This is a genomic window from Desulfatiglans parachlorophenolica (genome assembly GCF_055394735.1).
On the sequence record NZ_AP042460.1, the window covers coordinates 1,971,630 to 1,997,824 of the forward strand.

Annotated in this window: 31 protein-coding genes and 3 pseudogenes; 16 read left to right on the forward strand and 18 right to left on the reverse strand. The window is 54.3% G+C overall.

All coding sequences use genetic code 11. The features are described from left to right. Positions 1 to 96 precede the first annotated feature (96 nt). Both ACZ500_RS09305 and ACZ500_RS09310 read left to right on the forward strand, forming a co-directional pair. Complete coding sequence (locus tag ACZ500_RS09305) at positions 97 to 1,557, forward strand: ISKra4 family transposase (protein ID WP_464233026.1); 1,461 nt, start codon at positions 97 to 99, stop codon at positions 1,555 to 1,557. Positions 1,558 to 1,952: 395 nt separating this feature from the next. Next, positions 1,953 to 2,357, forward strand: coding sequence for a PaaI family thioesterase (locus tag ACZ500_RS09310; RefSeq protein WP_464232229.1), 405 nt, complete (start codon positions 1,953 to 1,955; stop codon positions 2,355 to 2,357). Positions 2,358 to 2,470: 113 nt separating this feature from the next. Here the strand turns inward: ACZ500_RS09310 and ACZ500_RS09315 are convergent, their stop codons facing one another. Further along, positions 2,471 to 2,782: a hypothetical protein gene (locus tag ACZ500_RS09315; protein WP_464232230.1), complete on the reverse strand. Its 312-nt coding sequence runs from the start codon at positions 2,780 to 2,782 to the stop codon at positions 2,471 to 2,473. Between the two features lie 351 nt (positions 2,783 to 3,133). Here ACZ500_RS09315 and ACZ500_RS09320 point away from each other — a divergent pair, with 351 nt between their 5' ends. Further along, positions 3,134 to 4,468 (forward strand): IS4 family transposase, encoded by a 1,335-nt coding sequence (locus ACZ500_RS09320; RefSeq protein WP_464232231.1) that lies wholly within the window; start codon positions 3,134 to 3,136, stop codon positions 4,466 to 4,468. 1 nt (position 4,469) lies between these two features. Here ACZ500_RS09320 and ACZ500_RS09325 read toward each other — a convergent pair whose 3' ends face one another. Continuing rightward, a complete protein-coding gene (locus tag ACZ500_RS09325) occupies positions 4,470 to 4,706 on the reverse strand; it encodes a hypothetical protein (RefSeq protein ID WP_464232232.1) in 237 nt (78 codons plus the stop codon). Further along, a pseudogene (locus ACZ500_RS09330) lies at positions 4,678 to 6,384 on the reverse strand (RHS repeat domain-containing protein). The gene ACZ500_RS09325 and the pseudogene ACZ500_RS09330 overlap by 29 nt, the downstream one beginning before the upstream one ends. A gap of 455 nt (positions 6,385 to 6,839) precedes the next feature. Between ACZ500_RS09330 and ACZ500_RS09335 the strand changes: the two are divergent. The 3 genes from ACZ500_RS09335 to ACZ500_RS09345 are packed head-to-tail and all read left to right on the forward strand — an operon-like array spanning position 6,840 to position 7,722. Next, a complete protein-coding gene (locus ACZ500_RS09335) occupies positions 6,840 to 7,199 on the forward strand; it encodes a helix-turn-helix domain-containing protein (RefSeq protein WP_464232233.1) in 360 nt (119 codons plus the stop codon). Positions 7,200 to 7,210: 11 nt separating this feature from the next. Then, positions 7,211 to 7,468 (forward strand): type II toxin-antitoxin system Phd/YefM family antitoxin, encoded by a 258-nt coding sequence (locus tag ACZ500_RS09340; RefSeq protein ID WP_296998262.1) that lies wholly within the window; start codon positions 7,211 to 7,213, stop codon positions 7,466 to 7,468. Next, on the forward strand, positions 7,465 to 7,722 hold the full coding sequence (locus tag ACZ500_RS09345) for a Txe/YoeB family addiction module toxin (RefSeq protein WP_464232234.1): 258 nt from the start codon (positions 7,465 to 7,467) through the stop codon (positions 7,720 to 7,722). Before ACZ500_RS09340 ends, ACZ500_RS09345 begins: the two co-directional genes overlap by 4 nt. A 252-nt stretch (positions 7,723 to 7,974) precedes the next feature. Here ACZ500_RS09345 and ACZ500_RS09350 read toward each other — a convergent pair. The 3 genes and pseudogenes from ACZ500_RS09350 to ACZ500_RS09360 form a co-directional block, all read right to left on the reverse strand. Continuing rightward, positions 7,975 to 8,109, reverse strand: a pseudogene (locus ACZ500_RS09350) (VOC family protein); the annotation flags it as partial. A 204-nt stretch (positions 8,110 to 8,313) separates the two neighbouring features. Further along, positions 8,314 to 8,709, reverse strand: a complete 396-nt coding sequence (gene csx20 / locus ACZ500_RS09355) for a CRISPR-associated protein Csx20 (RefSeq protein ID WP_464232235.1) — start codon at positions 8,707 to 8,709, stop codon at positions 8,314 to 8,316. Between the two features lie 213 nt (positions 8,710 to 8,922). Continuing rightward, entirely contained in the window at positions 8,923 to 9,714 is a 792-nt protein-coding gene (locus tag ACZ500_RS09360) for a peptidase associated/transthyretin-like domain-containing protein (RefSeq protein WP_464232236.1), read from the reverse strand. A gap of 128 nt (positions 9,715 to 9,842) precedes the next feature. On the opposite strand from ACZ500_RS09360, the gene ACZ500_RS09365 reads away from it, so the two are divergent. From ACZ500_RS09365 to modC, 6 genes are all read left to right on the forward strand, one after another. Beyond that, entirely contained in the window at positions 9,843 to 10,157 is a 315-nt protein-coding gene (locus ACZ500_RS09365) for a hypothetical protein (RefSeq protein WP_464232237.1), read from the forward strand. A gap of 522 nt (positions 10,158 to 10,679) precedes the next feature. Beyond that, complete coding sequence (locus ACZ500_RS09370) at positions 10,680 to 10,880, forward strand: hypothetical protein (RefSeq protein WP_464232238.1); 201 nt, start codon at positions 10,680 to 10,682, stop codon at positions 10,878 to 10,880. Between the two features lie 52 nt (positions 10,881 to 10,932). Then, the gene (locus ACZ500_RS09375; RefSeq protein ID WP_464232239.1) at positions 10,933 to 11,334 is read left to right on the forward strand and encodes an ATP-binding cassette domain-containing protein; all 402 of its coding nucleotides are present in this window, start codon (positions 10,933 to 10,935) and stop codon (positions 11,332 to 11,334) included. A gap of 47 nt (positions 11,335 to 11,381) precedes the next feature. Continuing rightward, complete coding sequence (gene modA, locus ACZ500_RS09380) at positions 11,382 to 12,179, forward strand: molybdate ABC transporter substrate-binding protein (RefSeq protein ID WP_464232240.1); 798 nt, start codon at positions 11,382 to 11,384, stop codon at positions 12,177 to 12,179. Continuing rightward, positions 12,179 to 12,877 carry a molybdate ABC transporter permease subunit gene (gene modB / locus ACZ500_RS09385; protein ID WP_464232241.1) on the forward strand — a complete coding sequence of 233 codons (699 nt, stop codon included), beginning with the start codon at positions 12,179 to 12,181 and terminating at the stop codon, positions 12,875 to 12,877. Before modA ends, modB begins: the two co-directional genes overlap by 1 nt. Beyond that, positions 12,874 to 13,995: a molybdenum ABC transporter ATP-binding protein gene (gene modC, locus ACZ500_RS09390; protein WP_464232242.1), complete on the forward strand. Its 1,122-nt coding sequence runs from the start codon at positions 12,874 to 12,876 to the stop codon at positions 13,993 to 13,995. The genes modB and modC overlap by 4 nt, the downstream gene beginning before the upstream one ends. 87 nt (positions 13,996 to 14,082) lie before the next feature. Here the strand turns inward: modC and csx20 (ACZ500_RS09395) are convergent, their stop codons facing one another. Together csx20 (ACZ500_RS09395) and ACZ500_RS09400 are read right to left on the reverse strand one after the other, a co-directional pair. Further along, positions 14,083 to 14,478, reverse strand: a complete 396-nt coding sequence (gene csx20 / locus ACZ500_RS09395) for a CRISPR-associated protein Csx20 (protein ID WP_464232243.1) — start codon at positions 14,476 to 14,478, stop codon at positions 14,083 to 14,085. Positions 14,479 to 14,661: 183 nt separating this feature from the next. Beyond that, positions 14,662 to 15,024, reverse strand: a complete 363-nt coding sequence (locus tag ACZ500_RS09400) for a HigA family addiction module antitoxin (RefSeq protein WP_464232244.1) — start codon at positions 15,022 to 15,024, stop codon at positions 14,662 to 14,664. A gap of 351 nt (positions 15,025 to 15,375) precedes the next feature. Between ACZ500_RS09400 and ACZ500_RS09405 the strand changes: the two genes are divergently transcribed. Beyond that, positions 15,376 to 15,609: a hypothetical protein gene (locus ACZ500_RS09405; RefSeq protein WP_464232245.1), complete on the forward strand. Its 234-nt coding sequence runs from the start codon at positions 15,376 to 15,378 to the stop codon at positions 15,607 to 15,609. 255 nt (positions 15,610 to 15,864) lie between these two features. Here ACZ500_RS09405 and ACZ500_RS09410 read toward each other — a convergent pair whose 3' ends face one another. Genes ACZ500_RS09410 through cas1 form a run of 4 tightly spaced genes read right to left on the reverse strand, consistent with a single transcriptional unit; the run spans position 15,865 to position 17,365 of the window. Then, a complete protein-coding gene (locus ACZ500_RS09410) occupies positions 15,865 to 16,032 on the reverse strand; it encodes a hypothetical protein (protein WP_464232246.1) in 168 nt (55 codons plus the stop codon). Between the two features lie 17 nt (positions 16,033 to 16,049). Further along, a complete protein-coding gene (locus ACZ500_RS09415) occupies positions 16,050 to 16,355 on the reverse strand; it encodes a HigA family addiction module antitoxin (protein ID WP_464232247.1) in 306 nt (101 codons plus the stop codon). A gap of 6 nt (positions 16,356 to 16,361) precedes the next feature. Then, positions 16,362 to 16,649 (reverse strand): type II toxin-antitoxin system RelE/ParE family toxin, encoded by a 288-nt coding sequence (locus tag ACZ500_RS09420; protein ID WP_464232248.1) that lies wholly within the window; start codon positions 16,647 to 16,649, stop codon positions 16,362 to 16,364. Beyond that, on the reverse strand, positions 16,646 to 17,365 hold the full coding sequence (gene cas1, locus ACZ500_RS09425) for a CRISPR-associated endonuclease Cas1 (RefSeq protein WP_464232249.1): 720 nt from the start codon (positions 17,363 to 17,365) through the stop codon (positions 16,646 to 16,648). Before cas1 ends, ACZ500_RS09420 begins: the two co-directional genes overlap by 4 nt. Positions 17,366 to 17,572: 207 nt before the next feature. Between cas1 and darG the strand changes: the two genes are divergently transcribed. Together darG and ACZ500_RS09435 are read left to right on the forward strand one after the other, a co-directional pair. Continuing rightward, on the forward strand, positions 17,573 to 18,637 hold the full coding sequence (darG, locus tag ACZ500_RS09430) for a type II toxin-antitoxin system antitoxin DNA ADP-ribosyl glycohydrolase DarG (protein ID WP_464232250.1): 1,065 nt from the start codon (positions 17,573 to 17,575) through the stop codon (positions 18,635 to 18,637). A gap of 400 nt (positions 18,638 to 19,037) precedes the next feature. Then, positions 19,038 to 19,187: pseudogene (locus ACZ500_RS09435) on the forward strand (IS701 family transposase); the annotation flags it as partial. Positions 19,188 to 19,733: 546 nt separating this feature from the next. On the opposite strand, the gene ACZ500_RS09440 reads toward ACZ500_RS09435, so the two are convergent. The 6 genes from ACZ500_RS09440 to ACZ500_RS09465 form a co-directional block, all read right to left on the reverse strand. Next, complete coding sequence (locus ACZ500_RS09440) at positions 19,734 to 20,894, reverse strand: RHS repeat-associated core domain-containing protein (RefSeq protein ID WP_464232251.1); 1,161 nt, start codon at positions 20,892 to 20,894, stop codon at positions 19,734 to 19,736. Positions 20,895 to 21,470: 576 nt separating this feature from the next. After that, entirely contained in the window at positions 21,471 to 23,717 is a 2,247-nt protein-coding gene (locus ACZ500_RS09445) for a VIT and vWA domain-containing protein (RefSeq protein ID WP_464232252.1), read from the reverse strand. 1 nt (position 23,718) lies between these two features. Further along, a complete protein-coding gene (locus ACZ500_RS09450) occupies positions 23,719 to 24,153 on the reverse strand; it encodes a MerR family transcriptional regulator (RefSeq protein WP_464232253.1) in 435 nt (144 codons plus the stop codon). A 312-nt stretch (positions 24,154 to 24,465) separates the two neighbouring features. Beyond that, the gene (gene csx20, locus ACZ500_RS09455) at positions 24,466 to 24,861 is read right to left on the reverse strand and encodes a CRISPR-associated protein Csx20 (protein WP_464232254.1); all 396 of its coding nucleotides are present in this window, start codon (positions 24,859 to 24,861) and stop codon (positions 24,466 to 24,468) included. Positions 24,862 to 25,073: 212 nt separating this feature from the next. Continuing rightward, positions 25,074 to 25,580 carry a PEGA domain-containing protein gene (locus ACZ500_RS09460; RefSeq protein ID WP_464232255.1) on the reverse strand — a complete coding sequence of 169 codons (507 nt, stop codon included), beginning with the start codon at positions 25,578 to 25,580 and terminating at the stop codon, positions 25,074 to 25,076. Continuing rightward, a complete protein-coding gene (locus ACZ500_RS09465) occupies positions 25,562 to 25,891 on the reverse strand; it encodes a hypothetical protein (RefSeq protein ID WP_464232256.1) in 330 nt (109 codons plus the stop codon). Before ACZ500_RS09465 ends, ACZ500_RS09460 begins: the two co-directional genes overlap by 19 nt. A gap of 51 nt (positions 25,892 to 25,942) precedes the next feature. Here ACZ500_RS09465 and ACZ500_RS09470 point away from each other — a divergent pair, with 51 nt between their 5' ends. Continuing rightward, positions 25,943 to 26,122 (forward strand): hypothetical protein, encoded by a 180-nt coding sequence (locus ACZ500_RS09470; protein ID WP_464232257.1) that lies wholly within the window; start codon positions 25,943 to 25,945, stop codon positions 26,120 to 26,122. Positions 26,123 to 26,195: the final 73 nt, after the last annotated feature.

The window sequence follows — 26,195 nt, forward strand, 5'->3', positions numbered from 1 at the left end:
TTGGCCGTATTGTCGTCCCGGGAGCGCTTTTATGAGCAGTCGAGGCAGGGGTTTGAAGAAATGGTTGGGCGCCTGGATTCCGAGGAGGTTCGCTCGATGACCCATAGTGAGATTGAACGGGAGCTCGAGAAGATGGGTCGGGAACTGATGCGCAAACTCTTGCAGGAGCATTTGGAATCCCGGGGTCCTGGAGAAAGTGCACAACCCGTTCAGGGCTCCGATGGCGTCAAGCGGCCGCGGGCGAGGCTTCAGAAGCGAGAGTTCGAGACGATTTTCGGCACGGTCTCGATAGAACGCGCGGGCTACGGCCAGGAGGGGAGCCGTAGTCTGCATCCGCTGGATGCCGAGCTCAATTTGCCCGACAAAAAGTATTCCCTTGAACTGAGCCGCCGTGTGGCAGAAGAAGCTGCAAGGAGTTCCTTCGACGAGACCTTCGAGAGCATCGGTAAAATCACTGGAGGTCATGTCCCGAAGCGTCAGATCGAGGAACTGGTCAGGCTTGCAGCTCAGGACTTCGATGCTTTTTACGAGACCCGTCAAGCACAATCGGCAGTGGTTGAAGAAAATGACTCGATTATGGTGATAAGCGTCGATGGCAAAGGGGTAGTGATGCGGACGGAGGATCTTCGAGAGCAAACCCGTAAGGCCGCCAAGGCGCGTAAGCACAAGATGGGCGCGAGGCTTTCCAAGGGGGAGAAGAAAAACGCCAAGCGCATGGCTACTGTGGCCGCCGTTTACACGATTGCGCCCTTTGTGCGTAAACCGGAGGACCTGGTTCCCGAAACCGACTCTGAACGTGTCGAGCTGCCTCGCCCCCGGCCTGAGAGAAAACGGGTTTGGGCGAGTCTGGAGAAGACCCCGGAAGAGGTGATCGAAAAAGCGTTCGAGGAGGCAGTTTGTCGGGATCCCGGGCATCGAAAGAAGTGGGTGGCACTGGTTGACGGCAATAAGACCCAGATTCGCCTCCTGCGCCGCATAGCCAAAGAGAGAGGCATCGATCTGACCATCATTCTCGATTTCGTTCATGTAACAGAGTATCTTTGGAGTGCGAGCAGGGCGTTTCACTCCGAATCGGGTGAAAAGCTGGAAAATTGGGTTCGCGTGCGGCTTCTTGAAATCCTGCGGGGAAAGGCCGGGTATGTTGCAGGAGGCATACGCCGCAGCGCCACATTGCGAGACTTTACCCCGCCAGAACGCAAACCCGTCGATGTCTGCGCCAATTACCTGCTCACCTATGGACCCTATCTGAAATACAACGATTACCTTGCTCAAGGATTTCCCATTGCTACGGGAGTCATTGAAGGCGCTTGTCGTCATCTGGTCAAAGATCGCATGGAAGTGACTGGCGCCCGATGGAGCTTGAACGGGGCCGAGGCCGTGTTGCGTCTCCGTGCATTGCGCTCCAGCCACGATTTTGATGAGTACTGGGAATTTCATGAAGTACAGGAGTATGAAAGAAACCATCGAAGCCTTTACGCCGGTGGCATCGTCCCCCCCACAATCAAGCCAACACACGCTCCAGAACGTAGTCGTAGTCATCTGAAGATCATTAAATAAGGGAAATCTTTCTGTTCAAATGTTTGATAACATACGATGAAAAATGCTGCTCAAAGTCGTTCTAAAAGAGCCGCACCCAATATATATCTGAAATATCGTCAGAAAAGACAACCAATCTGCGGGCCGAATCGCCGGCCGTCTTGCAGAGGCGGTCTCCTGACAGCCTTCAAGAGCGTGAACAAAGCAAAAATTCACACAAGTCGGAGAAAGCGTGATATCGGCATTCAAAGGATGAATTCTGCTGATTGACCTGAACGATACCGGCGCGTCAAGATATTCAATTTAAAGATAAAGATCAACAAATTTGGTAGAGAATGATGCCCTCTCTGAATCCCGCCCATGTAAAAGCTGTCATCGACGCGATAAACCAGGGCCCGTTTTTCAGGCATTTATCCATGCCTGTCAAGGAAATGGGCATCGGTTATTGCGTTGTCGAACTGCAGATCGGCAACGAGCACTTGAATCCCTTTGGAGGAATCCACGGAGGCGTTTATGCCTCCGTGATCGACACCGCTGCATATTGGGCGGCATATTGTGAGATCCCAGAAAAGGTAGGAATGATATCCATAGATCTTAAGATTGATTATTTGGCGCCGATAAGCGAAGGGGTGATCACAGCGAAAGGGAAGAGCATAAAGATCGGCAAGTCAATGTGTTTAGCCGAAGCGACCGCCACCGACAAAAACGGAAAATGGCTGGCTCACGGCACTTCAAAAATGATGATTACAAAAGGGCTCCAGACGATCGAGGACGCGTTCAAGTTTACAGGCTCGGCAGCGTTGCCTCCTAAATTTGTGTGAAATTCAGCAGGGATCTGCCTGTCCCCATTCCCGGACGGACAAGGCAATGGGGGATCCTCGAATGGGGCTCAAAACGGGTCGATGCACGATCGAGTGGGCATTGCCGCCGGGATTCAGGCCACCGATGAGCCTTCCTCTCTGATCTGAGGGCCGTGAATATGGTACAGAATCTTTGCCAAGATGCTGTCCCCTCCTGGGGAAGCACCTTGGCAAGTATCCATCCAGAAATGATTTCCCGGTAGAACCCAGTTTCCAATCTGGAAATGAGGATTTTTCTTCACCGCTTCGCCGCTCAGTCCCACCGCTCCGCGGCGGGTCCCGGTTTGGCCAATATCAAGGAAATCAAGCGTTTGTGCGGAGGCGACCTGTGGGTCGCCGCACAAGCAAACGTGTAGATTGATGCCGAGATTGGCAAAAAAGACCATTTCCGGATGGAAACGAAACTAGCAAAATTTAGCAGCCGACGTCAGGGAACAATGCACCCCCTCTGATCCATAACCTCCAAATTATATCAGAGGCTCGTTTCTTGAGATTTAAACCATGTAAAGCCCGATCCGGGAACAAAATTTTCCCCAAAATCTTCGATTTCATAATTCTCTTCAATATACATTATAGGAGGGTCTGAACGATCATTTAGAACTCAATGTCATTGACTTAAGAGAACACTGCCGATGTTTTTGCTTGCAAATATAATATGTTATGCTATTATCCCCTCAGTAGAAAAGCGGTCGAATATTACTTTTCAAGGAGGCGACATATGTGTACAGAAAAATTTAATGAAAACACTGCGGTTGGCACAGAAGGTGCTTTCCAGAATTTGTGCCAAACTTGTCGGATTTCTCAATAAATATCTTCATTCTCCTGAATTTTTTCACCGACATCGTTTGTCTGAAAAATATTTTTCCCGCAATCGTAAACTCCCCTTCAGCACCATGATACTTTTCCTCATGAATTTTGTCCGCTGCTCCTTACAAAAGGAACTTGACGGGTTTTTTCAACTTTTTCTATTTTCCGATCGCTCCGAAAGAAAGGTTACCGCTAGCGCGTTTTGTCGAGCCAGACGCAAAATTTCTTTCGAGGCTTTTGTTGATCTGAATCAGAGACTGCTCTCCTTCTTTTATCAGTCCTTCCCTGTTCGGCGCTGGATGGGATTTCGTCTACTGGCTGTCGACGGATCTACCTTGCGTGTCCCTGACAACGATGAGACCAGAAAGTTCTTTGGCGTTTGGCATCCCGCCAAAACCCGGAAAATGTGCCCTTTGGCCAGGGTTTCGTTGCTCTACGACGTTTTGAACCGCATCACCGTTCATGCACTCATGGTTCCTAAAGGGGAAGGTGAACGCTCATTAGCCGCTAAACACGTGCAGAATACCGGTGAAGGCGACCTTCTTCTTCTGGACCGGGGATACCCCGCATACTGGCTTTTTGCCCTGATCCTCAACCGGGGTTCTCAATTCCTTTGTCGGATGAAAAAGGATTCAGTTCTTGTCAAAGAATTCCTCCGCTCCGGAAAGCGCCAGGCTATCGTCACCCTTAAACCGTCGCCCGTCGCCATAAAATCCTGCCAAGAGAGGAACTTGAGCACCAACCCCCTGAAAGTTCGCGTCCTCCGGTTTACATTGAAAAACAGGGTAAAGGTCGTTCTGTTGACTTCCCTCCTTGACAAACGCCAGTTTCCTTTGGCTGAGCTCAAAGAGCTCTACACCAAGCGCTGGTCTGTGGAAACCGTTTACAGCCATTTGAAATGCCGGATCGAAATCGAGAACTTTTCGGGGAAATCTCCGCTCGCTGTCCTCCAGGATTTCCACGCGAGAGTTTTGACAGCCAATCTGACTGCCATGATCGTTCATCCAGTTCAAGATCTTATTGAGGAGCAGGCCAAAAAGCATCCCGAACGACTCAGGTACCAGGTCAACTTCACCTATGCGCTTTCGTCTATGAAAAACAACGTCGTGCTCCTCCTTGCTCGGCGACACATCACCAAAATCCTTCGAAGCCTCCTCTCGCTCCTGGGTAAGTCTTTATCGATTATCCGACCAGGCCGGAAGAATCCCAGAAAGAGAGGGCCGAAACTGAAAATTGCCGCCATGGCCTACAAGCCCATAGCTTAAGTCAATGACATTGATTTAGAACTATTGGTCCAAGCTGATGCCTGATTAGGCTCATAGCCAAGCTCTCAGCCTCTTTCGAGTCTTTTGATTCAACAAACCTGGTTGTAAAGAAACCATGCTTGCCAACTTTGCCATCCAAGACTATTTCAAAATTATTCCCCTCTATAATCAGCTTGAATTTTTTCATAATATTTATCTTCTTTCTGTTTTCAAAATCGTAAGCAAGGATTATCTGCATTCCTTAAATAGTCGGGGATTCCATTACCATCCATATCTGCTTCCACATTGGCCAACTCCCCGGATATAGCATCAAATGGATCAAGCAAAGAACCAAGGAAGCCTAAGACACCACACCAGAAAGTATGACCATATTTCCCAGGAGTTTGAAAATGCGGCATTCCTTTGCCACCATTTGCCAAGTCATGCCTTTTGTGTCTCAGCACATCTTCTGCGCCACCGAAAGCTCCAAGTTCGACGGCTTTAGCAGCCTGTCTGTTAGGTGCGAGGACATTTTCGCCTTGCCTTCTAGCCAGACAAGCAGCAGCCGTAGAACTTAATGAAGATATCTTCTGAAATCCCGTTCTTGTTAGCCTTATTACCCATCCAGCAGGAGATAATCCTTCAGGATCAGTAAAATTCACAGGATCATTGAGGCAATAGCCGTAAAGATCCGTATCCCCTCCCGCGAAACCGATGGGGTCTTTGGCGGTCCAGCGGCCGGTGGCGGGGTCGTAGTCGCGGAATCCGAAGCGCACGAGGCCCGTGTCAGGGTCGTGGAGACCGCCGGCGAAGCCCAAGGGGATGGCAAGCCCCGGGTTGCTGTCGCTCAGGACCGAGCCGAAGGCATCGTACTGGATCTCTTTGACCACATTGCCCTGGCCGTTCACCACCAGGCGGAGCGAGCCGACCGGGTCGTAGAAGAGGTGAGAGCGCACGCCGTCTTCTCCGGTCATGGCGACGGGGAGACGGCCGTCCGCGTATTCGAAGCGGAGTTGGAGCCGGTCGTTTGCGTCATAGACCGCAAGGAGCCGGGTCAGGCCCTGCCAGAGGTATTTCTGGGTGAGGGCACCGTCGATCTTTTTTGCGATGCGCCGGCCGAGGGGATCGGAAACCTACTCGATCAGGCGGCCGTCCGGGAGGCTGATCGACAGAAGCGCGCCGCGGCTCGCGTAATCATACCGGGTCCTCGTGCCTTCGTCGTCCCGGTAGAGCAGAAACCCATCGAGATCATAGCCAAAAGAGGTCTGCTCGGTGCTCACCAGGTGATCTTCGATGGAGTACTCATACGCGCGGCCGGCGATATCCCGCAAGGCGTTATGCTCCCGGACCCGCCGGCCGTTTTCGTCATAGTGGTATTCCTCCACGAGCCGGCCGTCGAGGTGAACCGTGGCAAGGCGTCCGGCCGCATCGTAGCCGTAATCGTAGACGGCCGTCCGGCCGTTCAGGACCTCGGTGCGGCGGGTGATCCGCCCGGCTTTGTCGCGGAGAAGATCCCACGAGGAAAGGGCGCCTCCGGCGAGGAGGGAGGCCTCTTTCGTGATCTCCCCGTAGCCGTTGAAGGTGCGGGAGGTCTCGAGGCCGTTTCCTGTGACCGTCTCGGGAAGCCCGTTCAGCGTATTGCGGCCGATGGTGTATGCGCCGGCCGAAGAGAGGAGTCCATCCAGATCGTAGCCATAAGAGACGGTCTGGCCCGCGTAGCTCAGGGCGCTCAATCGGAAGTCATCGTCGTAGGTGTAGCCGAGGGTCTGGTTCAGGGTGCCCCCGTGGGTTTCGGACAGGAGAAGGCCTCCTTCCCAGCCGTAGTGGATCTCCTCCGGGCCCGAGCGGACCCGCTCCGGCCTGCGCAGGTCAAGCAGTCGTATATCGCAAATTCTGCGCCAAGCCGGGTGAGGGCCGCGCCATCGGGCGGTCGCTATTCATGCTGCAGGCATGCATCCGGTTGAATTTGTGCCGATAGGGGATTTTTGGCTCGGGAGGAGATTTGGCCGGGAACGGGGACGGACAAAGCAATGCGGGATCCTCGAAGAGGCCTCGAAACGGGTCGATGCACAATCGAGTGGGCATTGCTGCCGGGGTTCAGGCCACCGATGAGCCTTCCTCTCTGATCTGACGGCCGCGAATTTGATACAGAATCTCTGCCAAGGTGCTGTCCCCTCCCGGGAAGGCACCTTGGCAAAATTCAGCGATATCGTCAGGAAACAATGCACCCCCTGTGATCGGAAACAAAAAATTTACACCCGATCCGTTGGCTATCCCATACGTTATTAACGATATATGTCAACACGAATTTTGCATTGACACTGGATTTTTTAACCAGTCAGGGTTATCATATCCCCTAAACCACGCTTTTTGAGCTTTAGGGGGATACCTAATGGCGATAAACGACCGGATCAGACAACTCAGACAAGAAAGGCGATGGACCCAGGCCGAACTCGGCGAAAAGGTCGGCGTCCACCAAAAACAGGTCTCGGCCTATGAGCGCGGGGCCAATGTGCCCTCCACGGAGGTGCTCATCAAATTGGCCGAAGTATTTAATGTGTCGCTGGATTATCTGGCCTTTGAAGCCAAGGGCCAGGCTGCCAAGATCAATATCCAGGATCGGGACCTTTTGCGGCGCTTTGAAGAACTTGACAGCCTTTCCGAGCCGGATAAGACTTTGGCCAAGCAAATGCTCGACCTTTTGATTTTAAAAAACAGATTCAAGGACCTGGTCGGAACAGGGCCGATATGAAGAGGGCAACCATGAAAGCCGTAACTTACAATAATGCCAAAAAGAACCTGAAGGCGCTGATTGAGGAAGTGTGCAAAGACTCCGAACCGGCCGTCATCGTCAGCGACCGCACCAAGGACAAGGCCGTGCTGATCTCGTTTGAAGATTACCAGGCGATGGAGGAAACCGCCTACTTGCTCAGCTCGCCGGCCCACCGGGCGCATCTTGAAAAATCCTTAAAGCAAGCGCAGTGCGGTGAACTGATTGACTTTCCCGCCGAGGATCTATGAAGATTCAATTTACGCAGGAGGCCTGGAAGGATTTTGAATGGTTTTTGGACAATGACAAGCAAATCGTGAAGCGCATCCGCGAGCTGCTCAGGGACATCCTGCGCCATCCGCAAGAGGGCATCGGCAAACCCGAGCGGCTGAAGTTCCAACTGGCCGGCTGCTGGTCCCGCCGCATCACCAAAGAGCACCGGCTGGTCTACCAGATCGAAAAAGACGGCATCATCGTCATCAGTTGCCGCTATCACTACGAGTAGAAAAGATATTCTGTCGAATTGACAAGAACAAAACGGGGGTTTGAAGAAGATAATTTCTTCTTCAAACCCCCAGTCGATAATGATTTCAGCTCAGCCGCAAACGGCGCATGGAATGCACCCTACCTGGATGCGCTCAGCCGAACTTAAGCTTAGGGCGTGTTGCCCAAGAAAATCATGACCAGTATCCTAAGCACTTCCGATGTCATTAAAAATGCAGCTGAGACAAGAGAACATCTCGCAGCCATTCTTGCCGAATACAACAGCACCATACTCGAACTCTTTGCCGATAATGCCTTCAGTAGGAAAGCCCAGGCCATCACGGTAGAAACGCAGTGATATTCCGGGGTCATCAACGCCGGTGGTAATAACTGTGATTCGTGGTTTCATTTGCTTTGGGTCCTTTAGGCATAACGCCCAGCATCAGGGGCGCCGGCGCTAGCCGGCGTCCCTTGCATGTGCTGGTTAGATTTCGCCTTTGTATACATCCTTACGATTGCCGATTCCACCATCACGGATCCAGGGGTAATCGAAAAGTTTGGAGAAGACGGCTCGCTGAAGCAGCCTGGGGAGGATCGATGTTCCCTCGAAGCGCTAAATTCCGTATTTCCGATAGATCCGGTGCCGGAACGCGTGGGTCACCTTGACCAGGCCGTCGGCGCCGCGCTCTTCTTCAACCTCCCTGTCCGTGGTGGAATAGATCGGGACCAATCCCTTCTCGAAGGCGAAGCCCACCATCAGGTAGCACGCACCGAAGTCCCCCTGGATGAGGACAAAATCCCCGGGTCGGGACTCCTCCTCGAGCCATTTTCGGACCGGTTCGAGAAACCCGCCGATCTCCGGCAGATCCGCAGGGATGCCCCGCCACACCTGCTTCAATCCGGCCGGGAGATCCATGATCCTTTCAACGCCGAGGCTTTTCGACGCGTCCTCGCGCTGCGCCTCTGTAATCTGGTGGTTGAACAGAAGAAAGAGTGTTCGCTCGGTCATTTTCTCATCTCCCTTGGTCGGTATCACTCCTGGAAACCACCCGGCATGACAGGAAGTGTATTCTGTCAACGCGTCATTTCATAAGCAAGGCTTTTTGAACTGAATGGCGGGAAAACCTCCGACCCGGGCAAACCTTTTGCGCTGCAACGACACAAACACGTGCAAGCCACCGCCGGCGGACGCGGTGACCTGCCAACCCGTGCATTGAAACGGCTACATCAACGGATCCAAACAGTCCCTGCATTCCACAGGCACATCGTCCAACTGGATGATGGCCAGGCCCCTGGAACCGTCACGACTGGTTTTTTCGGCTGCAGGGGCCAGGTTCAGATTCACCGTCTCCGGCGAAAGCGTCCACATGGCGCCCAACAGAGGGTCGACAATCAGCCACCCGATCAGACCCCCGAAGATGAAATTGCCTCCGACGTACCATCCATTCGGCCCGCTGACGACCTGCACCGTCTGGGTCTCGTGGCCTTCCTTCGAGATCGAAACGATGTAGTCCTTTCCACCGAAATAGGTCCCGTCCGCCTTCTGGAGCACCACGGTCGTCGGGGTCTGCCCTTTGAAGACTTGCTGACCTGTTTCGTCCGTAACACAGACCTCGGCACCCTCGGGTGAACTGTCGATACTCAAGAGCTGGGTCTTGTCACCCACGATCGTAGCGCAGCCGACCAGCCCCAGCACTCCCAACACCATTGTCCCGATGATCCAACGTATAAATCTTTCCTCCTTCGGTTTGTAAGAAATCCCGCCTCGGCCGGAGGAACGGCCGGTTCGTGGCCGCGCTGCGGAAAGCCGCGTGACCTCTGCGCCATCCTCCACCTGACAGTGCTGAACGGCGGGGATGCGGTAATTTTCAAAACAAATGCCGTAAAGGATGAAAGTGAAGACGAGTTGGAGCGTCTTTGGGAAGATGAAGAAAAACCGACAACCATTTACCGAGCCATTCAACCGTAGCGTAAAGCTCAGCAGGCCGGTCAAGGCCTTTGACAAATGGGTCAACCGCATGCCCTCCGTTCACCACCAAGCCGTGCTAGGGGAAACCACCGTCGCAGCGACGCCGTCGCAAGACAGCGGGTATCTTACCACCTTGAAACACTATCGAAGTGATACCTGGTTTCCATCCGGAAATGGTCTTTTTGGCCAATCTCGGCGTCGATCTGCACGTTTGCTTGTGCGGCGACCACCAGGTCGCCTCCGCGCAAACGCTTGATTTCCTTGATATTGGCCAAAAATCCTCATTTCCGGATTGGAAACTGGGTTCTATAAGAAAATCATTTCCGGATGGACACCAATTAGTGTCCATCCGGAAATGGCCTTTTTTGCCAATCTCGGCGTCAATCCGCGCATTCGCTTGTGCGGCGACCACCAGGTCGCCTCCGCGCAAACGCTTGATTTTATTGATATTGGCCAAACCGGGACCCGCCGCGAAGCGGTGGGACTGAGCACGCGCAGCGTGTAAAGAAAAATCTTCATTTCCGGATTGGAAACGGGGTTGTACCGGGAAATGATTTCCAGATAGGCGCTAGCTAGTTATATATTGTAAACTTGTCAACTAGAAATTATAAACGTCTGATCGCCATTTATATTTCAAGGGTAAAAGGTTTTTGAAAGGCTAAGGAAGCGCATACCGAATGAAGGTAACCGAGCCAATTTTTCCTAGGTGGACATGCTGGACGGAACCCCGCTTTCAGATATCAAACCCTGCGGAACCCATTTCGACTGTCGGAAAAGGATGAATTGCAGCCGGCATCACAAACATTTCAAGGTCGGCAACACCCCGGAAAAGCCGTCTCAAAATAACGCCAGGCACAGATGATCACACCATTCAAGGAAAATCTGAAAAAGAACCTGATAATGTTCTATCAACATATATACTTGGAAAATTACGTATGGCAAGTATAAGCGTCAATCGAATTTCCACGATGTTTGGCGCTTGAACGTAAATGAAAGGGATTACATCCTTTATGACGAATGTTTTTCACGAACCAGCGAATAAGGCCACGGCAATTTCCCGCCGGCATGGCCTGATGGGCGAAACGCTGCAGGCGATTTTTGAAACCCCGCCAGCCAACAATTTTCGCAATGTGCGCGAGCCCTCGCCGGCCATGTTCAAAACCGATACGGCAGGGTCAAAGGAAGTATCTTCGGCTTTCAACCACGAATAATGGAAACCTTGGCCGCAGGGTTTCTCGTTCGCGTGCCAGGATTTGGATTGCGTTGTTGCAACGCTTCAGCATCCCGAATTTGGCGGATCGATATCCAGGCCAGATCAGCGGAAGCGAGAAACAACGAGCGGCTTTGGCAAGAGCCATCGCCACCGATCCACGCATTTTGCTTCTTGATGAACCTTTTAGCAGCCTGGATACGGAAAATACCCAACGGCTTCGGATTGAGTTGAAAAACCATCAAAGAAAACTAAAAATCACCACGATTTTCGTCACCCACAACTGGAAGGAAGCACGTCTCCTGGCGGACCGCAGCGGCGTTATTCATTCCGGTCGGCTGTTCAATTATTCGGACACGGATGCGGATACGGCCTCTATGGGAAAAATCGCGGGCCCAAGGTCGGATGCCGACGAGCAGGCGCTGGCGTGTAGTGGGAAAAGCAATTTTTCATGAACCCCATAATCCAACGGACCGTTTTGAAAATCAGAAGGAGTTGAAAAATGAAATTTGCAGAACGCTTGTTGCTCATGTTCGGGATGATGATGGTGCTGACCGGAGCGGTGCCGGGGTTTGCCATGGAAAACGGAACCGCCGCGGAAAGCGAGGTGGTCGTTTTTGCCGCCGCATCCACCACCAATGCCATCACGGAGATCGGAGATCTCTTTGCGGCGAGGGGGCTGGGGCATATCACAACGTCCTTCGCTTCTTCGTCAACGCTGGCCAAGCAGATCGCCAACGGCGCACCTGCAAATGTCTTCCTTTCGGCCAACGAAAAATGGATGGATTTTCTCGAGGAAAAAGGCGCCATCGAAAAGGCGTCGCGGTTCGACCTTCTGAGCAACCGCATTGTTTTGATCGCGCCTTTGCAGAGTCCGATTCAAACCGTCGACCTGAAAAAAGAGCTGGATCTGGCCGCCTTGCTGGGCAGCGACGGCCGTCTTTCCACGGGCGACCCCGAGCATGTTCCGGTCGGAATATACGGTAAGCAGGCCATGGAGAGCCTGGGACTGTGGGATCGGGTCAAGGACCGCCTGGCACCCATGAAAGACGTGCGCGCGGCCCTGGTTCTGGTGGAGCGCGCCGAGACACCTTTAGGGGTGGTGTATGCCACCGATGCGGCCATCTCTAAAAAGGTGCGGATTGTCGGGGCGTTTCCGGTGGAGAGCCATCCGCCGATCGTTTACCCGGTGGCGGCGGTGGCCGGGCAAAAGACCGATGTAGCTGCCAAGTTCCTGGACTTCCTGAAAACCCCCGAAGCCCGGACGGTGTTTGAAAAATACGGGTTCGAAGTCAGGTAATGCATTTCTGGCATCTGACCGACGTTGAAATCGAGGCCCTGCGGCTAAGCCTGTGGGTTTCGGGGTGGGCCGTAGCCGTCAGTCTGCCGATCGGCATCCTGGTAGCATGGGTTCTGGCGCGGTTGCGCTTTCCGGGCAAAAACCTTCTGGACGGCTTGGTGCACCTGCCCCTGGTGCTGCCACCGGTGGTCACCGGATACCTGCTGCTGGTGCTGCTGGGACGCAACGGTCTGATCGGGGCGGCGCTTTACAAATACCTGGGCCTCGCATTGGCCTTCAACTGGAAAGGGGCCGTTCTGGCAGCGGCGGCGATGTCGTTTCCCTTGCTGGTGCGGGCCGTGCGACTCTCGCTGGAGAGTGTGGACCAGGGGCTGGAGGCGGCTGCACGCACCCTGGGTGCCGGACCTCTACGGGTCTTTTTCACGGTCACCCTTCCTTTGATGGTGCCCGGCATCATCACCGGGCTGATCCTCGCCTTTGCGCGAAGCTTAGGGGAATTCGGCGCCACCATCACCTTCGTATCCAACATCCGGGGACAGACCCAGACACTGCCGTTGGCCCTGTACACCTTGACACAGGTTCCCGACGGAGAGGTCGGAGCCATGCGCCTTTGCATCCTTTCAGTACTGATCGCCATGGCGGCCCTGGTTTGTTCGGAAATGCTGGCGCGACGTTTTGCCGCCCGCATGAGAGGTTGAATCGCTTGGAGATCAACATTACCCGCAAGCAAGACGGCTTCTTGGTCGATGCAGCCTTCGAGGGCCCGGAATCGGGGGTTACGGCTTTGTTCGGACCCTCCGGCGCCGGCAAGACATCGCTCATCAGCATGGTGGCCGGCTTGATGCGCCCCGATGTCGGCCGCATACAGGTCAACGGGCTTTGCCTGTTCGATTCGGAGCGGCACATAAACCTGCCGCCCGAGAAACGGCGGATCGGCTATGTCTTTCAAGACGGCCGCCTGCTGCCGCACCTTTCGGTCCGCGGCAACCTGACCTACGGCATGCGCCTGACCCCTGCAAGTCGCCGTTTTGTCGCCTTTGACGCCGTGGTCGAGTTGCTTGGCATCGGACACCTGCTCAGCCGCCGGCCGGCCAGGCTCTCCGGGGGCGAAAAACAGCGCGTGGCCATCGGCCGGGCGCTCTTGACCAGCCCGGCCATGCTGCTGATGGACGAGCCGCTTGCCTCCCTGGACGCCTCCCGCAAGTCCGAGGTGCTGCCCTTCATCATGAGGCTTTCCCGCGAGTACGCCATTCCCATTCTTTACGTCAGCCACATCATGGATGAAATTCTGAATCTAGCCGATCGCCTGGTCATCATGGACATGGGACGCGTAGCCGCATTCGGGGACCTGGATGACCTCCTGTCCAGGCCGGAATTGCAGACGCACCTTGGAACGGAAGATTATGGATCGGTGATCTCTGCGGTGGTGGATGAGCCCCTGGACGCTTCAGGCCTTACGCGGCTGCGCTTCGGCGGCCACTGGCTCAAAGTGCCGCCGATGCCGGCAGGCCGGCGCGACCAGGTTCGTGTGCGCATCTCCGCCCGCCATGTCGCCGTGGCCCTCCAAGCACCCGAACGGACCAGCTTCCAGAACATCTTCCCCGGCAAGGTCGACCAGATATTCGACTGCGGAGAATCCTTCGTCGACGTGCGTTTGGATATCGGCTGTCTTCTGCTGGCGCGCGTTACGCGGCAATCCTTCTTCGACCTGAATCTGAAACCAGGCCAACCGGTATTCGCCCTCATCAAAAGTGTGTCCGTATCACTCGGTGCCGTCAATGCGATGCCGGACGGGAGCAAGGTGCCACCCATCTGACAGGCCACCACCGATGGGGCGCTCGGAAAGCCCGGAGAAAATGGCTCGCTGCCGCCGCCGGGGGCGAATCGACCACTCCCCCCAGCGCTAAACCCCGTATTTCCGATAGATCCAGTGCCGGAAGGCGTCGGTCACCTTGACCAGACTGTCGGCGCCCCGCTCTTCTTCAACCTCCCTGTCCGTGGTGGAATAGATCGGGATCAGTCCTTTCTCGAAGGCGAAGCCCGCCATCAGGTAGCACGCACCGAAGTCCCCCTGGATGAGGACGAAATCCCCGGGTCGTGACTCCTCCTCGAGCCATTTTCGGACCGGTTCGAGAAACGCGCCGATCTCCGGCAGATCCGGAGGGATATCCCCCCACACCTGCTTCAATCCGGCCGGGAGGTCCATGATCCTTCCAACCCCGAGGCTTTTCGATGCGTCCTCGCGCTGCGCCTCTGTAATCTGGTGGTTGAACAGAAGAAAGAGGGTCCGCTCGGTCATCCTTTAGTCAACCCCGTCACCAACGAGTTGCTCCGACCTGTTCTTGGTGCCCAATCGATGCTCAACATGACTTCAGCTGTATCAAATCAAAAGTTTCGGTGCCGCAGGAATATCCCAAGCCCTGACAGATTTTTTTCTGCAGGTGTGCAGCGGCAACAGAACGCCTGTCAAACACGCAAAGGGTTATGCGAAAGAATGTTCATCTCTGGGGATCGGTTTCAGGCGATTGATCTGTTTTGCTTCAGGGCTGTTCATTGCATGCCAAAGGTCCCAATCCTGCTGCAATCCCAGCCAGAAATCAGCAGACATTCCCAAAACACGCGACAGCCGCAAAGCGGTATCCGGAGTTACCGAACGCCTGCCTTTGATAATTTCGTTCAAGCGAGGGTAAGAAACGCCTAGACGCCTTGCAAGTTCTGCTTGTGTGAGGTTAAGCGGTTTGACGAATTCCTCTAAAAGCATCTCCCCAGGGTGTGTTGGTAGACGATTACGAGGCAGGCGCCGACCAACATCAGTGGTAATCTGTGATTTCGATCTCGTAGGCATGGCCTTACTCTCATATAAAACAAAATCTGTATTGTATATTAATGCAAATATTGTATTGATCCTGCCGATTGTCTTTCAAGTGCTCCATAAGATTACCAGGAAATTCTTTAAGTTCGTTGATCTATCGAAATCGGTTGACTTGATACAACTTTCGGCGATCAACCGGGAAAATAGATTGAGGACAGCATCTTCGAGCTGCTCGGGATGCATTACCATCGAAAATATCCTCCGCACCGGCGGTCTTAAAAGTCTTTATCATGGATCATATGATAATGCGACCCATAATAGTTGTCAAACTGTTTGAAATGAATAATTAACTTTAAATTCGACGACCCGATTGAGGCCGTCAAGATGCTCTTTTGGGCGGACTGCGATCGCGTTCTGGAGCGCACTATCCTGACCGAAGGTGAGAGCCAGATCCTCCAGCATGCTCCAGCGCGAAACCGGGCGCATCCGCTCCCTCCTCGAGGGTCCCACCTCAACCACGGACACTTCTTCTGCCTGCTCGACACCCACAGCTGGGAAAAACTCCTCGAGACCGTCATCGACGAACAGACCGGGCCCTTCCCGTTTTCCTACCGCTGAGACAGGGCCCAGCCCTCGAGTTATCCTTCCTCGACTGGGACCATTACCATGCGTGGAGGTGTGCGGGGATACCGATGATGCTCGCCCGCCCGCAGGAGCACTCCGGCGAGGTGCGCCAGGCGATGGTCGGCTTCTGCGAAAAACCGGCCGGGGCCGGCATGCCTTTGTGGGTCCGCAACCGCATGGATGCCGCGGTCTGGGGCAGAGCCTTTTCAGGCCGGGCCGAAAAGGCTCTTGATACCCTGACAAAACCTGTCAAAAGAGTACGGGTTGTGAGTTTTGCCCTGTAGAACCCAGTTTCCAATCCGGAAATGAGAATTTTTGGCCAATATCAAGAAAATCAAGCGTTTGCGCGGAAGCGACCTGCAGGTCGCCGCGCAAGCAAACGTGTAGATTGACGCCGAGATTGGCAAAAAAGACCATTTCCGGATGGAAGCTGGCTATCCAATAGCAGCCATTGGGGTGATTTGCTTTTCAATTTTGTCTTCGAGCAGATCTTCCGCGACATCGAGTTCATAATCCATTTGTAGGCCGAGCCAAAACTGAGGAGACATGCCGAAATATCGTGAAAGCCTCAAAGCTGTGTCCGCGGTCACACGTCGCTTCCCCAAAACGATCTCGTTGATTCGGCGTGCTGGAACGCAAAGAGCCATGGCAAGCTTATTTTGACTCAATCCCAAAGGCTCAAGGAATTCTTTTTGTAAAACCTCTCCTGGATGCAAGGGAGATAATTTTCTTTCTTCCATATTTCGTTACCCCCTATGGTAATCTATGATTTCGACCTCAAAAGCGTCGTTGCTGGACCATCTGAAACAGACCCTCCATTGCCGATCGATGCGTATCGAGTATTGATCAGCCCTGTCTCCTTTCATTTTTTCCAGCCTGTTGCCTGGTGGAATTCGTAGATCATCGAGGTTCGTTGCCCGATTCAGCATTCTCAACTTCCGCAAAGCGGCTCGCTGCAACTCCTCGGAAAGCTTCATAGACCGCTGTCGATCGAAGATCTTTTCGGCCTCGTTGTCTTTGAATGATCTTATCATAAAGTCAGATTATACCATTTAGCGTTTAACGTCAAACGGTTTTCACATCCCAATGCTGAGGTGGCGGGCTTCATCTCGACGGGCCGCTTCTGTTTGAGGTCCTCCTCGTCCACGAAGTCCGTATTTTCGATCTGCCTGTAGACGAAGTCCTCCGGGCTGAGGACATTTCGATTGATGAGCGCCAGGACAAACCGGTCCCCGAGAAAAACGCGCCACTCCTCGACCAGATCGCAGGCAAGCGACGGCCGCCCGTAGTCTTCCACGTGCAGGGCGCCCATGTAGGGATCGAGGCCGACGATCTTGATGGCGGTCAGAACCTCGCTCGTCAGGAGCGTATAGACAAAGGAAAGCAGCGCATTGACCGGGTCGAGCGGCGGCCGGCGGTTGCGGCCCTTGAAGCTGAAGCCCGGGTTCCGCACCAGCCGCGGAAAGCCCTCGTAATAGACGCGCGTCCCCTGCCCTTCGATCCCCCTGACGATATCCAAATCGGAGGCCGGGTCGAGGGCGCCCCGCTCCATGGCGCGGATGGTAGCCGCCCGCGCCTTGACAGCAGCCGCCTCCTGCCCCTTACCGAGCAGAACCAGCAGTTCGATGTGCTCGCGCCAGCCCGCCTCGAAATCCGGGTAGTCTGCGAAAGCCCTGGTTGAGGTTATACGGCCAAGGGCAGGACTCCCGGGCAGCCCATCCCTTAGAGAGGGGCTACCCGGGGCCTGCATTAATGGATCACGGCATCGGAGGGGGGATTTTCAAAAAAATGTTTTCGGGGATGGTCTATTTCCAGACGATTCAAAAAATCGGCCATTCGTATCGGCATCATATCTCGGCCTGTGGGAACCAAAACCTCAAAATTTTGCAAACGGCAGATCACAAACCTCGTGTAGATGTGAAGCCTGAATGGTATTATTAAGAAAATGGAGAGCTATATGATCGTATACAAGACAGGCGACATACTCACTGAGGACGTCGAGGCACTGGTCAATACGGTTAACTGCGTGGGCATCATGGGCCGTGGCATAGCCCTTCAGTTTAAAAACGCTTACCCGGATAATTTCAGGGCATACGCTGCGGCTTGCAAGCGGAAAAAAGTGCAGCCGGGACGGATGTTTGTCTTTGAGACCGAGCGACTGGTGAATCCGCGCTATATCATCAATTTCCCAACCAAACGTCACTGGAGAGGCAAGAGCCGGATCGAGGATATCGAGAGCGGTCTTGTTGCTTTAGTGGAGGTAATCCGATCAAGGGACATTCGGTCCATCGCCATCCCGCCTCTAGGAAGCGGATTAGGCGGTTTGGGCTGGCCAGAGGTCCGTCCGCGTATCGAAGCGGCTTTAGGAGAGTTCAAAGAGCTTAAGGCGGTCATTTTCGAACCACGTGACGCATCGATTAACACGGAGATCAACCATTCAAAGGGTGTACCTAAAATGACGTCAGGCAGGGCTGCCTTGGTAGGATTGATGTCCCGCTATCTAAACGGGTTGCTGGACCCTTTTATAACCTTGCTGGAAGTACACAAGCTCATATATTTTATGCAAGAGGCTGGAGAACCGTTGAAGCTTCGCTTCACGAAAAGCCACTATGGGCCGTATGCCGAAAACCTCAGGCATTTACTGAACACCGTCGAGGGACATTTGGTTTCCGGCTACGCCGACGGATGGGACGATCCTAACAAGCATTTAGAGCTGGTACCCGGCGCAGCCGAAGACGCACTAGCCTTCCTTAGAGATGCAGCAGAAACCAAGGCACGATTTGATAAAGTAACAGAACTGGTCGAAGGATTCGAATCACCATTCGGTCTCGAGTTGTTGTCTTCGGTCCACTGGGTTATTAGTGAGGAGAAGGTTCAAACCGAGGACGACGTTGTGACACAAACATATGAATGGAATGATCGGAAAAGGCAATTCACAAGACGTCAGATTGCGCTTGCCGTGGACGTGTTATCCAGGAAAAACTGGATTAAGAACTTCCCTGATCAGACGATGTGTCACTGACATCCGCTTCTATGAGCCGGTTCTTATCCGATCTTCCCTGCGGCTATAACGGTTTTGGGCCTCCTTCCCTCCCTTCCGAATCTGCCGGGGACTGCCAGTTTTTCTCTTTTGCGCCCTGCCTCAGGAAAACCACCACTTCCTACGGCTCGAAAATCGAGGCGAGGGCGGCCCGCACGAAGCGCGTTTCCTTGCTCCGCCCGCCGAACACGTACACGCCGGCCTGGCAAACGCTCGTTCCAAGAAAGCCGATCATCCTCTTACCCGACCTATCACCCTCCTGACGAGCTATAAACCACGACCGCCGCCCACCAGCCCGAGGGCCAGTCGCGACCACAACTCGAACCGATTCAGGTCCATTTCCCGGGTTTTCAGCCAGCTGAAGGAATCGAGTGTGGCGATTGTGGAGGGCCGCAACCATTTCGCCTTCTCCGATGTGCGAAGATCGGTTGCTCAAGCCGCGGCGGATGATAATTTCGGTTTACTTTTCTCGGTGCCGTGTAAATCCAGGCTAAATTCCTTTGTGGACGCCCTGCTGCGCATGGCGGCGTGAGCATTTTCAGGAAACTTCAGATGTATTCTAATGTCCTTTTCGAAAGATAGGTACCAATGGGAAATGCCACATACATAAGGCGAAGATAACTTTTGAATACGCCAAAGGTCAACCTATTTTATCTGATTATCCCAACTCCCAATAGAAGAATTAAATCTCAACCGCTCTCTTACTTAACCTTTTTTATTCTCCTTATTTAATCAAATTCTTTACCGCAGTTATTACATTTATTCATTTTATAGCTTTTGAAATTGGATGAAATATCTCCTGTAAATAATATGAATATTAAAACTTCATTACAATTTGGACACCTTATCTTTGTTATTAAAAATATTTGATAAAGATAAAAAGCACAGCATATAAACAATACTATAGCCATATATTTTTGGGAGATATTATACCGCTGTATAAGGACTGATAAGCAGAAGATTAAAATTGCACATACGATAAACGACAATATTACTTTCTTCACCCATCGTCCAACTTTCAAATGTACATTTATTTTTCCAGCCATTTTAGAATTGAATGGATTTAATATTTATAAATTTATTTACAAGGGTCATCGTGCAAAAGGCCATAAAGATCGTCACCAAAGGTAGCATCTATAGGCTCCCAATTACCATCCCTAATAGGCACAGTGTATGAAACAGGCAGGGCCAAACCAAGGCCTATATTTAATTGTATTTTTGAAAGATCAGGTGCAACGGTAATACCCAAATACTTCCCAAGGCCAAGATTGACTGAGTCTTGGCCAAGTAAGTCATGAGTGATATCACCAAAAATTCCTTTACCAAAATCATAACCTACAGACAAACCGCCACCGACAATAGCTCCACTACCTGTAGTGAGAGAAGCTTGACTTGGATTTTGTGTGCTTGCGCTATAATCAAACCCAAGAAATCCAGCATTGGCAACCCCATAAAATTCCAGCCCAAGTGGGTCAATAAAATTAACCGGATTATTTAGGACGTATCCATATAAATTCAGATCTCCCCCGCCAAAGCCGATGGGGTCCTTGGCGGTCCAGCGGCCGGTGGCGGGGTCGTAGTCGCGGAATCCGAAGCCCACCAGGCCCGTGTCGGGGTCGTGGAGACCGCCGGCGAAGCCCAAGGGGATGGCAAGCCCCGGGTTGCTGTCGCTCAGGACCGAGCCGAAGGCATCGTACTGGATCTCTTTGACCACATTGCCCTGGCCATCCACCACCAGGCGGAGCGAGCCGACCGGATCGTAGAAAAGGTGAGAGCGGGCGCCGTCTTCTCCGGTCATGGCGACGGGGAGACGGCCGTCCGCGTATTCGAAGCGGAGTTGGAGCCGGTCGTTTGCGTCATAGACCGCAAGGAGCCGGGTCAGGCCCTGCCAGAGGTATTTCTCGGTGAGGGCACCGTCGATCTTTTTTGCGATGCGCCGGCCAAGGGGATCGTAGACGTACTCGATCAGCCTACCGTCCGCAAGGCTGACCGACAGAAGCGCGCCGCGGCTCGCGTAATCATACCGGGTTCTGGCGCCTCCGGCGAGGAGGGAGGCCTCTTTCGTGATTTCCCCATAGCCGTTGAAGGTGCGGGAGGTCTCGAGGCCGTTTCCTGCGACCGTCTCAGGAAGCCCGTTCTGCGCATTGCGGAAGATCGTGTATGCGCCGGCCGAAGAGAGGAGTCCATCCAGGTCGTAGCCATAGGAGAGGGTCTGGCCCGCGTAGCTCAGGGCGCTCAATCGGAAGTCATCGTCGTAGGCGTAGCCGAGGGTCTGGTTCAGGGTGCCCCCGTGGGTTTCGGATAGGAGGAGGCCTCCCTCCCAGCCGTAGTGGATCTCCTCCGGGCCCGAGCGGACCCGCTTCGGCCTGCGCAGGTCAGGCAGTTGTATATCGCAAGTTCTGCGCCAAGCTGGGTGAGGGCCGCGCCATCGGGCGGTCGGTATTCATGCTGCAGGCATGCATCCGGTTGAATTTATGCAGATAGGAGATTTTTTGCTCGGGAGGAGATCCGGCCGGGAACGGGGACGGACAAAGCAATGGGGGATCCTGGAAGGGGCCTCAAAACGGGTCGATGCACAATCGAGTGGCCATTGCTGCCGGGATTCAGGCCACCGATGGGCCTTCCTCTCTGATCTGACAGCCGTGAATTTGATACAGGGTCTCTGCCAAGGTGCTGTTCCCTCCCGGGAAGGCACCTTGGCAAAATTCAGCGATGACGTCAGGAAACAATGCACCCCATGTGATCGGAAACCCCAAAACACGTGAAGGCCACCGCCGGCGGACGCGGTGATCTGCCACCCCCTGCATTGAAACGGCTACATCAACGGCTCGAGACAATCCCTCAAGTCAATGGCATTCGGATTCAAGTAGGACTCAATGATGCTTTCAATCTGCTGTTTCATTTCTTCTGGGACATCGGACAACTCTTTATAGGATTTCTTGATCATTCTTCTGGTTGTCCGTTCGAGCCCGCCTTTGATTCGTTTGTCTTGCGACAGCAGATAGAGCAAAACGATCACAGCGGTGTGTTCATCGGCACCAGCATCCACCATGCTTTTCATTGGTTTGACAAGGCCTTTCGGCATGCCTTCTTTTTCGAATCGAATCAGGGACAGGATGTTCTCAAAAGGAGCGGTTTGGTCCATTTGGATCCCGTTGATACAAGCAATCAGTCCATCGAATTGTCTTCGTTCGCTTTCGAGATAGCCCATGAAGGTGGAGCAGCATAGCCGTTTAGAAGACATTTCCACTTTGGAAATCGACAATCTTTCCGCGTTAAACCTCAATTCGAATCTCTCGTTCATCAATACCGAACCTGACGCTCCCCAACCGGCCGCGAGCATCTGGGGGGTCTTTCGGAGGACCGGCAGATCCAAGGCCTTTCGCCCCTCGGCCCTCACATCGACAGCCAGGCAGTTCGTAAAGGGGGACATCAATTGATACTTCACACCGAGGTCTGCAATATCCCGGGGATCCTTCATCGTCTTCATCCTGCATGCCGCGGCCATGCGCGCCATCGTTCCAGCCGCCTCGTCCGGTGGCTGCATCTGAATGCCGGCCTGGAGCGGCACTTTCTGAACCCACGCTGCGCCGTTTTCAAGCACGGCCTGCAGCTCGACCATGCCGTCGGGTCTTTCGTCGAAGGTGCCGAAGACATGCAGCGTATCCCCCTCGTAGATGGCCGGGATCGCTTCGGAAAAAATCCCGGTCGGTTCGCTGGGCCAGTGGATTTGCACCTTCACCGCCCTGGGCGAATAGATCCTCTTGAAATGCCGCACGATCTTTTCCACCATCTCCTCCCACGGGGAAACCAGCTCACAGGCCCCGCCCGTGGCGTCGGCCAGGCTCTGAACGAAGGCCTCTGAGACGGAACTGCCCACCCCGACGGTGAAAAACCGGAAGCCGGACCCGGCCGCCATCGCCGTCACCTTTTCCCATTCCCACACCTCACCGTCCGTAATCAGCAGCGCCTCCTTCGAGAGCGTCGAGGAGGCTGCGCTCCTCACGGCGGCCGCGACGGCCTGCCCGATTTCGGTCCCCCCCATGTCCGCATCCAGGACCTCCAGGAGGGCCCTCGCCTTTTTCAGGTTGGCGGCGTCCGCTGCAACGGGCGCGGAAAACAGCTTTCGGTGGGAGTTCCCGAACCGGATGACGTTGAACCAGTCCTCTGGTCGCAGCAGACCGAGGATTTCACAGAGCGCCCTGCGGGCCTGGGCGATGGAGTCTCCCGCCATGGAGCCGGAGCAATCGACGATGATCGTGATGCACCTGGGCGCGGGCCTGGATGGGGCAGGGAACCTGGGGCAGAAAGACGCCAAGGCTACGTAGCCCTCCCCGTCTCGCTCGACGTGCGCCATGCTCTTTTTATCGGTTTCCATGGAAAGGTTCAGGACAAAATCCCGATCCATCAGCGCCTGCCTTTTTGCGAGGGAAACAACCGTCTTTCCAAAGCGGCGCTGTGACGCGATGTGGTGGGAAGGGCTTTCAATCAACGCTCCAGCCAGCGCACCGCAGACCGACACCGTGATGCTGAAGGGGTTTTCATGCATCAGATCGTAGTCCGGGCTCTGGTGCGGTTGAAGACCGAGGATTTCGGGATCGCCGTATCTCGGCGCGACGGTCGTCGGCAGAAAAAACCTCAGGGAATTCTCACGCCATTTGAGAAGTTCGGCATACGTGATCGACAGATCGATGCATTCTTCAGGCTGCAGGTTGCCCACGTTCATCGTGTACAGACCGGGGTCGATCTGCTCCAGCATGATCGCGGTGTCACCGTCGGTTATGGCGTCCTCATACCGGTCTTCAGCTTCGGTCTTTTCAACCACGACGCCTTTGAACGCCTTGGTGCCGGTTTTGATCGTCATGTCCAGAAGCACGGCCCCAAGGGGAAGCGGAAAGGTGTAAACGGCTTCGATGTTGACCTTTTCCAGATTGCGGTAGGTTTGCCTGATGGTCACTTTGCACAGAAGGTTTTCGATTTCGGCCTCTACCTTCACTGACTGAAGTGCGACCCTTCCCTCCCCGACAGGCGTCAAATCAGGCGCGGTCATCGCTCTGTTCATACTACGATTTCTCCTCTCTTATCTTTCCAGCCACCTTCATGACGTCCCGGAACAGGGCGCGGACCTGTCCCGGGCTCAATCCAGCCCGCGTAGGTTCGATGTGCAGCTCGATGCCGTCGTTCACATTCAGATGGCTCCAGACTTCGACGGCCCCCTTTTTTCGGGGCGGCGGCGGTGGAAGCGGCTGACCACCGGGGGCGCCCCCCTTTCCATCGGCCAGAATCTCCTGGATGCGATCGAGCGACACCCCGGCCCTCTTCCACTTGCGGATCGCCAGCAGCTGCTCCAGGTGCGCGTGCGTGTAATAGGCCCCCTTTCCTGCGCCTTCGGGCCGGTCCACCAGGCCCTTCTGGATGTAGTATCGGACCGTGCGCCTGTCCATCTCCACCAGGGCGCACATCTCGTCGATCGTGAATTTTCTGACGTCATTTTTCATGACACTTATACTATACACTTTTAGTGTCATGATCAAGAAAAAAAGATGGCGCATTTTTCGACAGATCGGGTCCAGGGGCGGAATTTTCAGAGCCCATTGCAGGTTGCGGAAACTCCAGGGGAAAGATGCCGCCGAAGACCTGCCCGAAGTGCATAGCGACAGGACACACCCTATAAAAAGGCTGGGAGGGTACCGGACATCAGGGGCGATGATATTCTCCGCTCCACCATCACGGATTCAGGGGTAATCGAAGAGTTTGGAAAAGACGGCTCGCTGAAGCAGCCGGGGAAGGGTCGATCTTCCCTCGAAGCGCTAAATCCCGTATTTCCGATAGATCCGGTGCCGGAAGGCGTGGGTCACCTTGACCAGGCCGTCGGCGCCGCGCTCTTCTTCAACCTCTCTATCCGTGGTGGAATAGATCGGGACCAGTCCCTTCTCGAAGGCGAAGCCCGCCATCAGGTAGCACGCACCGAAGTCCCCCTGGATGAGAACGAAATCCCCGGGTCGGGACTCTTCCTCGAGCCATTTTCGGACCGGTTCGAGAAACGCGCCGATCTCCGGCAGATCCGCAGGGATGTCCCGCCACACCTGCTTCAATCCGGCCGGGAGGTCCATGATCCTTCCAACCCCGAGGCTTTTCGACGCGTCCTCGCGCTGCGTCTCTGTAATCTGGTGGTTGAACAGAAGAAAAAGGGTCCGCTCGGTCATTTTCTCATCTCCCTTGGTCGGTATCACTCCTGGAAACCACCCGGCATGACGGGAAGTGTATTCTGTCAACGCGTCATTTCATAAGCAAGGCTTTTTGAACTGGATGGCGGGAAAACCTCCGAACCGGGCAAACCTTTTGCACCGCAACGACACAAACACGTGCAGGCCACCGCCGGCGGACGCGGTGACCTGCCAACCGTGCATTGAAACGGCTACATCAACGGATCCAAACAGCCCCTCCATTCCACAGGCACATCGTCCAACTGGATGATGGCCAGACCTCTGGAATCGTCAAGGCTGGTTTTTTCGGCTGCAGGGGCCAGGTTCAGGTTCACCGTCTCCGGAGAAAGCGTCCACATGGCGCCCGACAACGGGTCGACAATCAGCCACCCGATCAGACCCCCGAAGATGAAATTGCCGCCGACGTACCACCCATTCGGCCCGCTGACGACCTGCACCGTCTGGGTCTCGTGGCCTTCCTTGGAGATCGAAACGGTGTAGTCCTTGCCACCGAAATAGGTCCCGTCCGCCTTCTGGAGCACCACGGTCGTCGGGGTCTGCCCTTTGAAGACCTGCTGACCTGTTTCGTCCGTAACACAGACCTCGGCACCCTCGGGTGAACTGTTGATACTCAAGAGCTGGGTCTTGTCGCCTACGATCGTGGCGCAGCCGACCAGCCCCAGCACTCCCAACATCATTGTCACGATGATCCAACGCATACCTCTTTCCTCCTTTGATGGTCAATAAATCCCGCCTCGGCCGGAGGAACCGCCGCTTCGTGGCCGCGCTGCGGAAACCCGCGTGACCTCTGCGCCATCCTCCACCTGACAGTGCTGAACGGCGGGGATGCGGTAATTTTCAAAAAAAATGCCTTGAGGGATGAAAGTAATCCGCCATTCACGACAAGTGCGGCCTTGTGCGTGAGGGCCAAGACCGGCGGGTTCTGTTTAATCTCCGGCCGCTGGCTCGCGGCCAGATTTTGGATCGAGTGGTTGTTGGAAACGTCTTCTGACTGCTTGACAGTATCCATCCGGAAATGATTTCGTGGTAGGACTCAGTTTCCAATCCGAAATGAGCATTTTTGGCCAATATCAAGGAAATCAAGCGTTTGCACGGAGGCAACCTGCAGGTCGCCGCACAATCAAACGTGCAGATGGACGTCGGGATTGGCCAAAATGACCATTTCCGAATGGAAACAATGGGAGCTTCATCACCACAAGAAAGGATAAAGGCTGAATCCGTGGCGGCTGGGGACTGTTGAGCGGGGATTGCGGGCTGGAGAGGAGAGCGGGTGTATACTGGCAACACGGGCTCCGACACCCGAGGTTTTTTGC

What these genes read in the sequence shown, in the direction of transcription:
- csx20 (WP_464232243.1), bottom strand. Translation starts at nt 14,478, where the DNA reads ATGACCGAGCGGACCCTCTTTCTTCTGTTCAACCACCAGATTACAGAG.
- ACZ500_RS09410 (WP_464232246.1), bottom strand. Translation starts at nt 16,032, where the DNA reads ATGGTCTTTTTTGCCAATCTCGGCGTCAATCTACACGTTTGCTTGCGC.
- ACZ500_RS09400 (WP_464232244.1), bottom strand. Translation starts at nt 15,024, where the DNA reads ATGCCTACGAGATCGAAATCACAGATTACCACTGATGTTGGTCGGCGC.
- cas1 (WP_464232249.1), bottom strand. Translation starts at nt 17,365, where the DNA reads ATGCAGGCCCCGGGTAGCCCCTCTCTAAGGGATGGGCTGCCCGGGAGT.
- ACZ500_RS09310 (WP_464232229.1), top strand. Translation starts at nt 1,953, where the DNA reads ATGCCTGTCAAGGAAATGGGCATCGGTTATTGCGTTGTCGAACTGCAG.
- ACZ500_RS09465 (WP_464232256.1), bottom strand. Translation starts at nt 25,891, where the DNA reads ATGGATACTGTCAAGCAGTCAGAAGACGTTTCCAACAACCACTCGATC.
- csx20 (WP_464232235.1), bottom strand. Translation starts at nt 8,709, where the DNA reads ATGACCGAGCGAACACTCTTTCTTCTGTTCAACCACCAGATTACAGAG.
- ACZ500_RS09450 (WP_464232253.1), bottom strand. Translation starts at nt 24,153, where the DNA reads ATGAAAAATGACGTCAGAAAATTCACGATCGACGAGATGTGCGCCCTG.
- csx20 (WP_464232254.1), bottom strand. Translation starts at nt 24,861, where the DNA reads ATGACCGAGCGGACCCTTTTTCTTCTGTTCAACCACCAGATTACAGAG.
- darG (WP_464232250.1), top strand. Translation starts at nt 17,573, where the DNA reads ATGATCGTATACAAGACAGGCGACATACTCACTGAGGACGTCGAGGCA.
- ACZ500_RS09325 (WP_464232232.1), bottom strand. Translation starts at nt 4,706, where the DNA reads ATGCAGATAATCCTTGCTTACGATTTTGAAAACAGAAAGAAGATAAAT.
- ACZ500_RS09340 (WP_296998262.1), top strand. Translation starts at nt 7,211, where the DNA reads ATGAAAGCCGTAACTTACAATAATGCCAAAAAGAACCTGAAGGCGCTG.
- ACZ500_RS09305 (WP_464233026.1), top strand. Translation starts at nt 97, where the DNA reads ATGACCCATAGTGAGATTGAACGGGAGCTCGAGAAGATGGGTCGGGAA.
- ACZ500_RS09460 (WP_464232255.1), bottom strand. Translation starts at nt 25,580, where the DNA reads ATGCGTTGGATCATCGTGACAATGATGTTGGGAGTGCTGGGGCTGGTC.
- ACZ500_RS09415 (WP_464232247.1), bottom strand. Translation starts at nt 16,355, where the DNA reads ATGGAAGAAAGAAAATTATCTCCCTTGCATCCAGGAGAGGTTTTACAA.
- ACZ500_RS09445 (WP_464232252.1), bottom strand. Translation starts at nt 23,717, where the DNA reads ATGAACAGAGCGATGACCGCGCCTGATTTGACGCCTGTCGGGGAGGGA.
- ACZ500_RS09320 (WP_464232231.1), top strand. Translation starts at nt 3,134, where the DNA reads ATGAAAACACTGCGGTTGGCACAGAAGGTGCTTTCCAGAATTTGTGCC.
- modB (WP_464232241.1), top strand. Translation starts at nt 12,179, where the DNA reads ATGCATTTCTGGCATCTGACCGACGTTGAAATCGAGGCCCTGCGGCTA.
- ACZ500_RS09365 (WP_464232237.1), top strand. Translation starts at nt 9,843, where the DNA reads ATGGTCTTTTTGGCCAATCTCGGCGTCGATCTGCACGTTTGCTTGTGC.
- ACZ500_RS09370 (WP_464232238.1), top strand. Translation starts at nt 10,680, where the DNA reads ATGACGAATGTTTTTCACGAACCAGCGAATAAGGCCACGGCAATTTCC.
- ACZ500_RS09345 (WP_464232234.1), top strand. Translation starts at nt 7,465, where the DNA reads ATGAAGATTCAATTTACGCAGGAGGCCTGGAAGGATTTTGAATGGTTT.
- modA (WP_464232240.1), top strand. Translation starts at nt 11,382, where the DNA reads ATGAAATTTGCAGAACGCTTGTTGCTCATGTTCGGGATGATGATGGTG.
- ACZ500_RS09335 (WP_464232233.1), top strand. Translation starts at nt 6,840, where the DNA reads ATGGCGATAAACGACCGGATCAGACAACTCAGACAAGAAAGGCGATGG.
- ACZ500_RS09405 (WP_464232245.1), top strand. Translation starts at nt 15,376, where the DNA reads ATGCTCTTTTGGGCGGACTGCGATCGCGTTCTGGAGCGCACTATCCTG.
- ACZ500_RS09420 (WP_464232248.1), bottom strand. Translation starts at nt 16,649, where the DNA reads ATGATAAGATCATTCAAAGACAACGAGGCCGAAAAGATCTTCGATCGA.
- ACZ500_RS09315 (WP_464232230.1), bottom strand. Translation starts at nt 2,782, where the DNA reads ATGGTCTTTTTTGCCAATCTCGGCATCAATCTACACGTTTGCTTGTGC.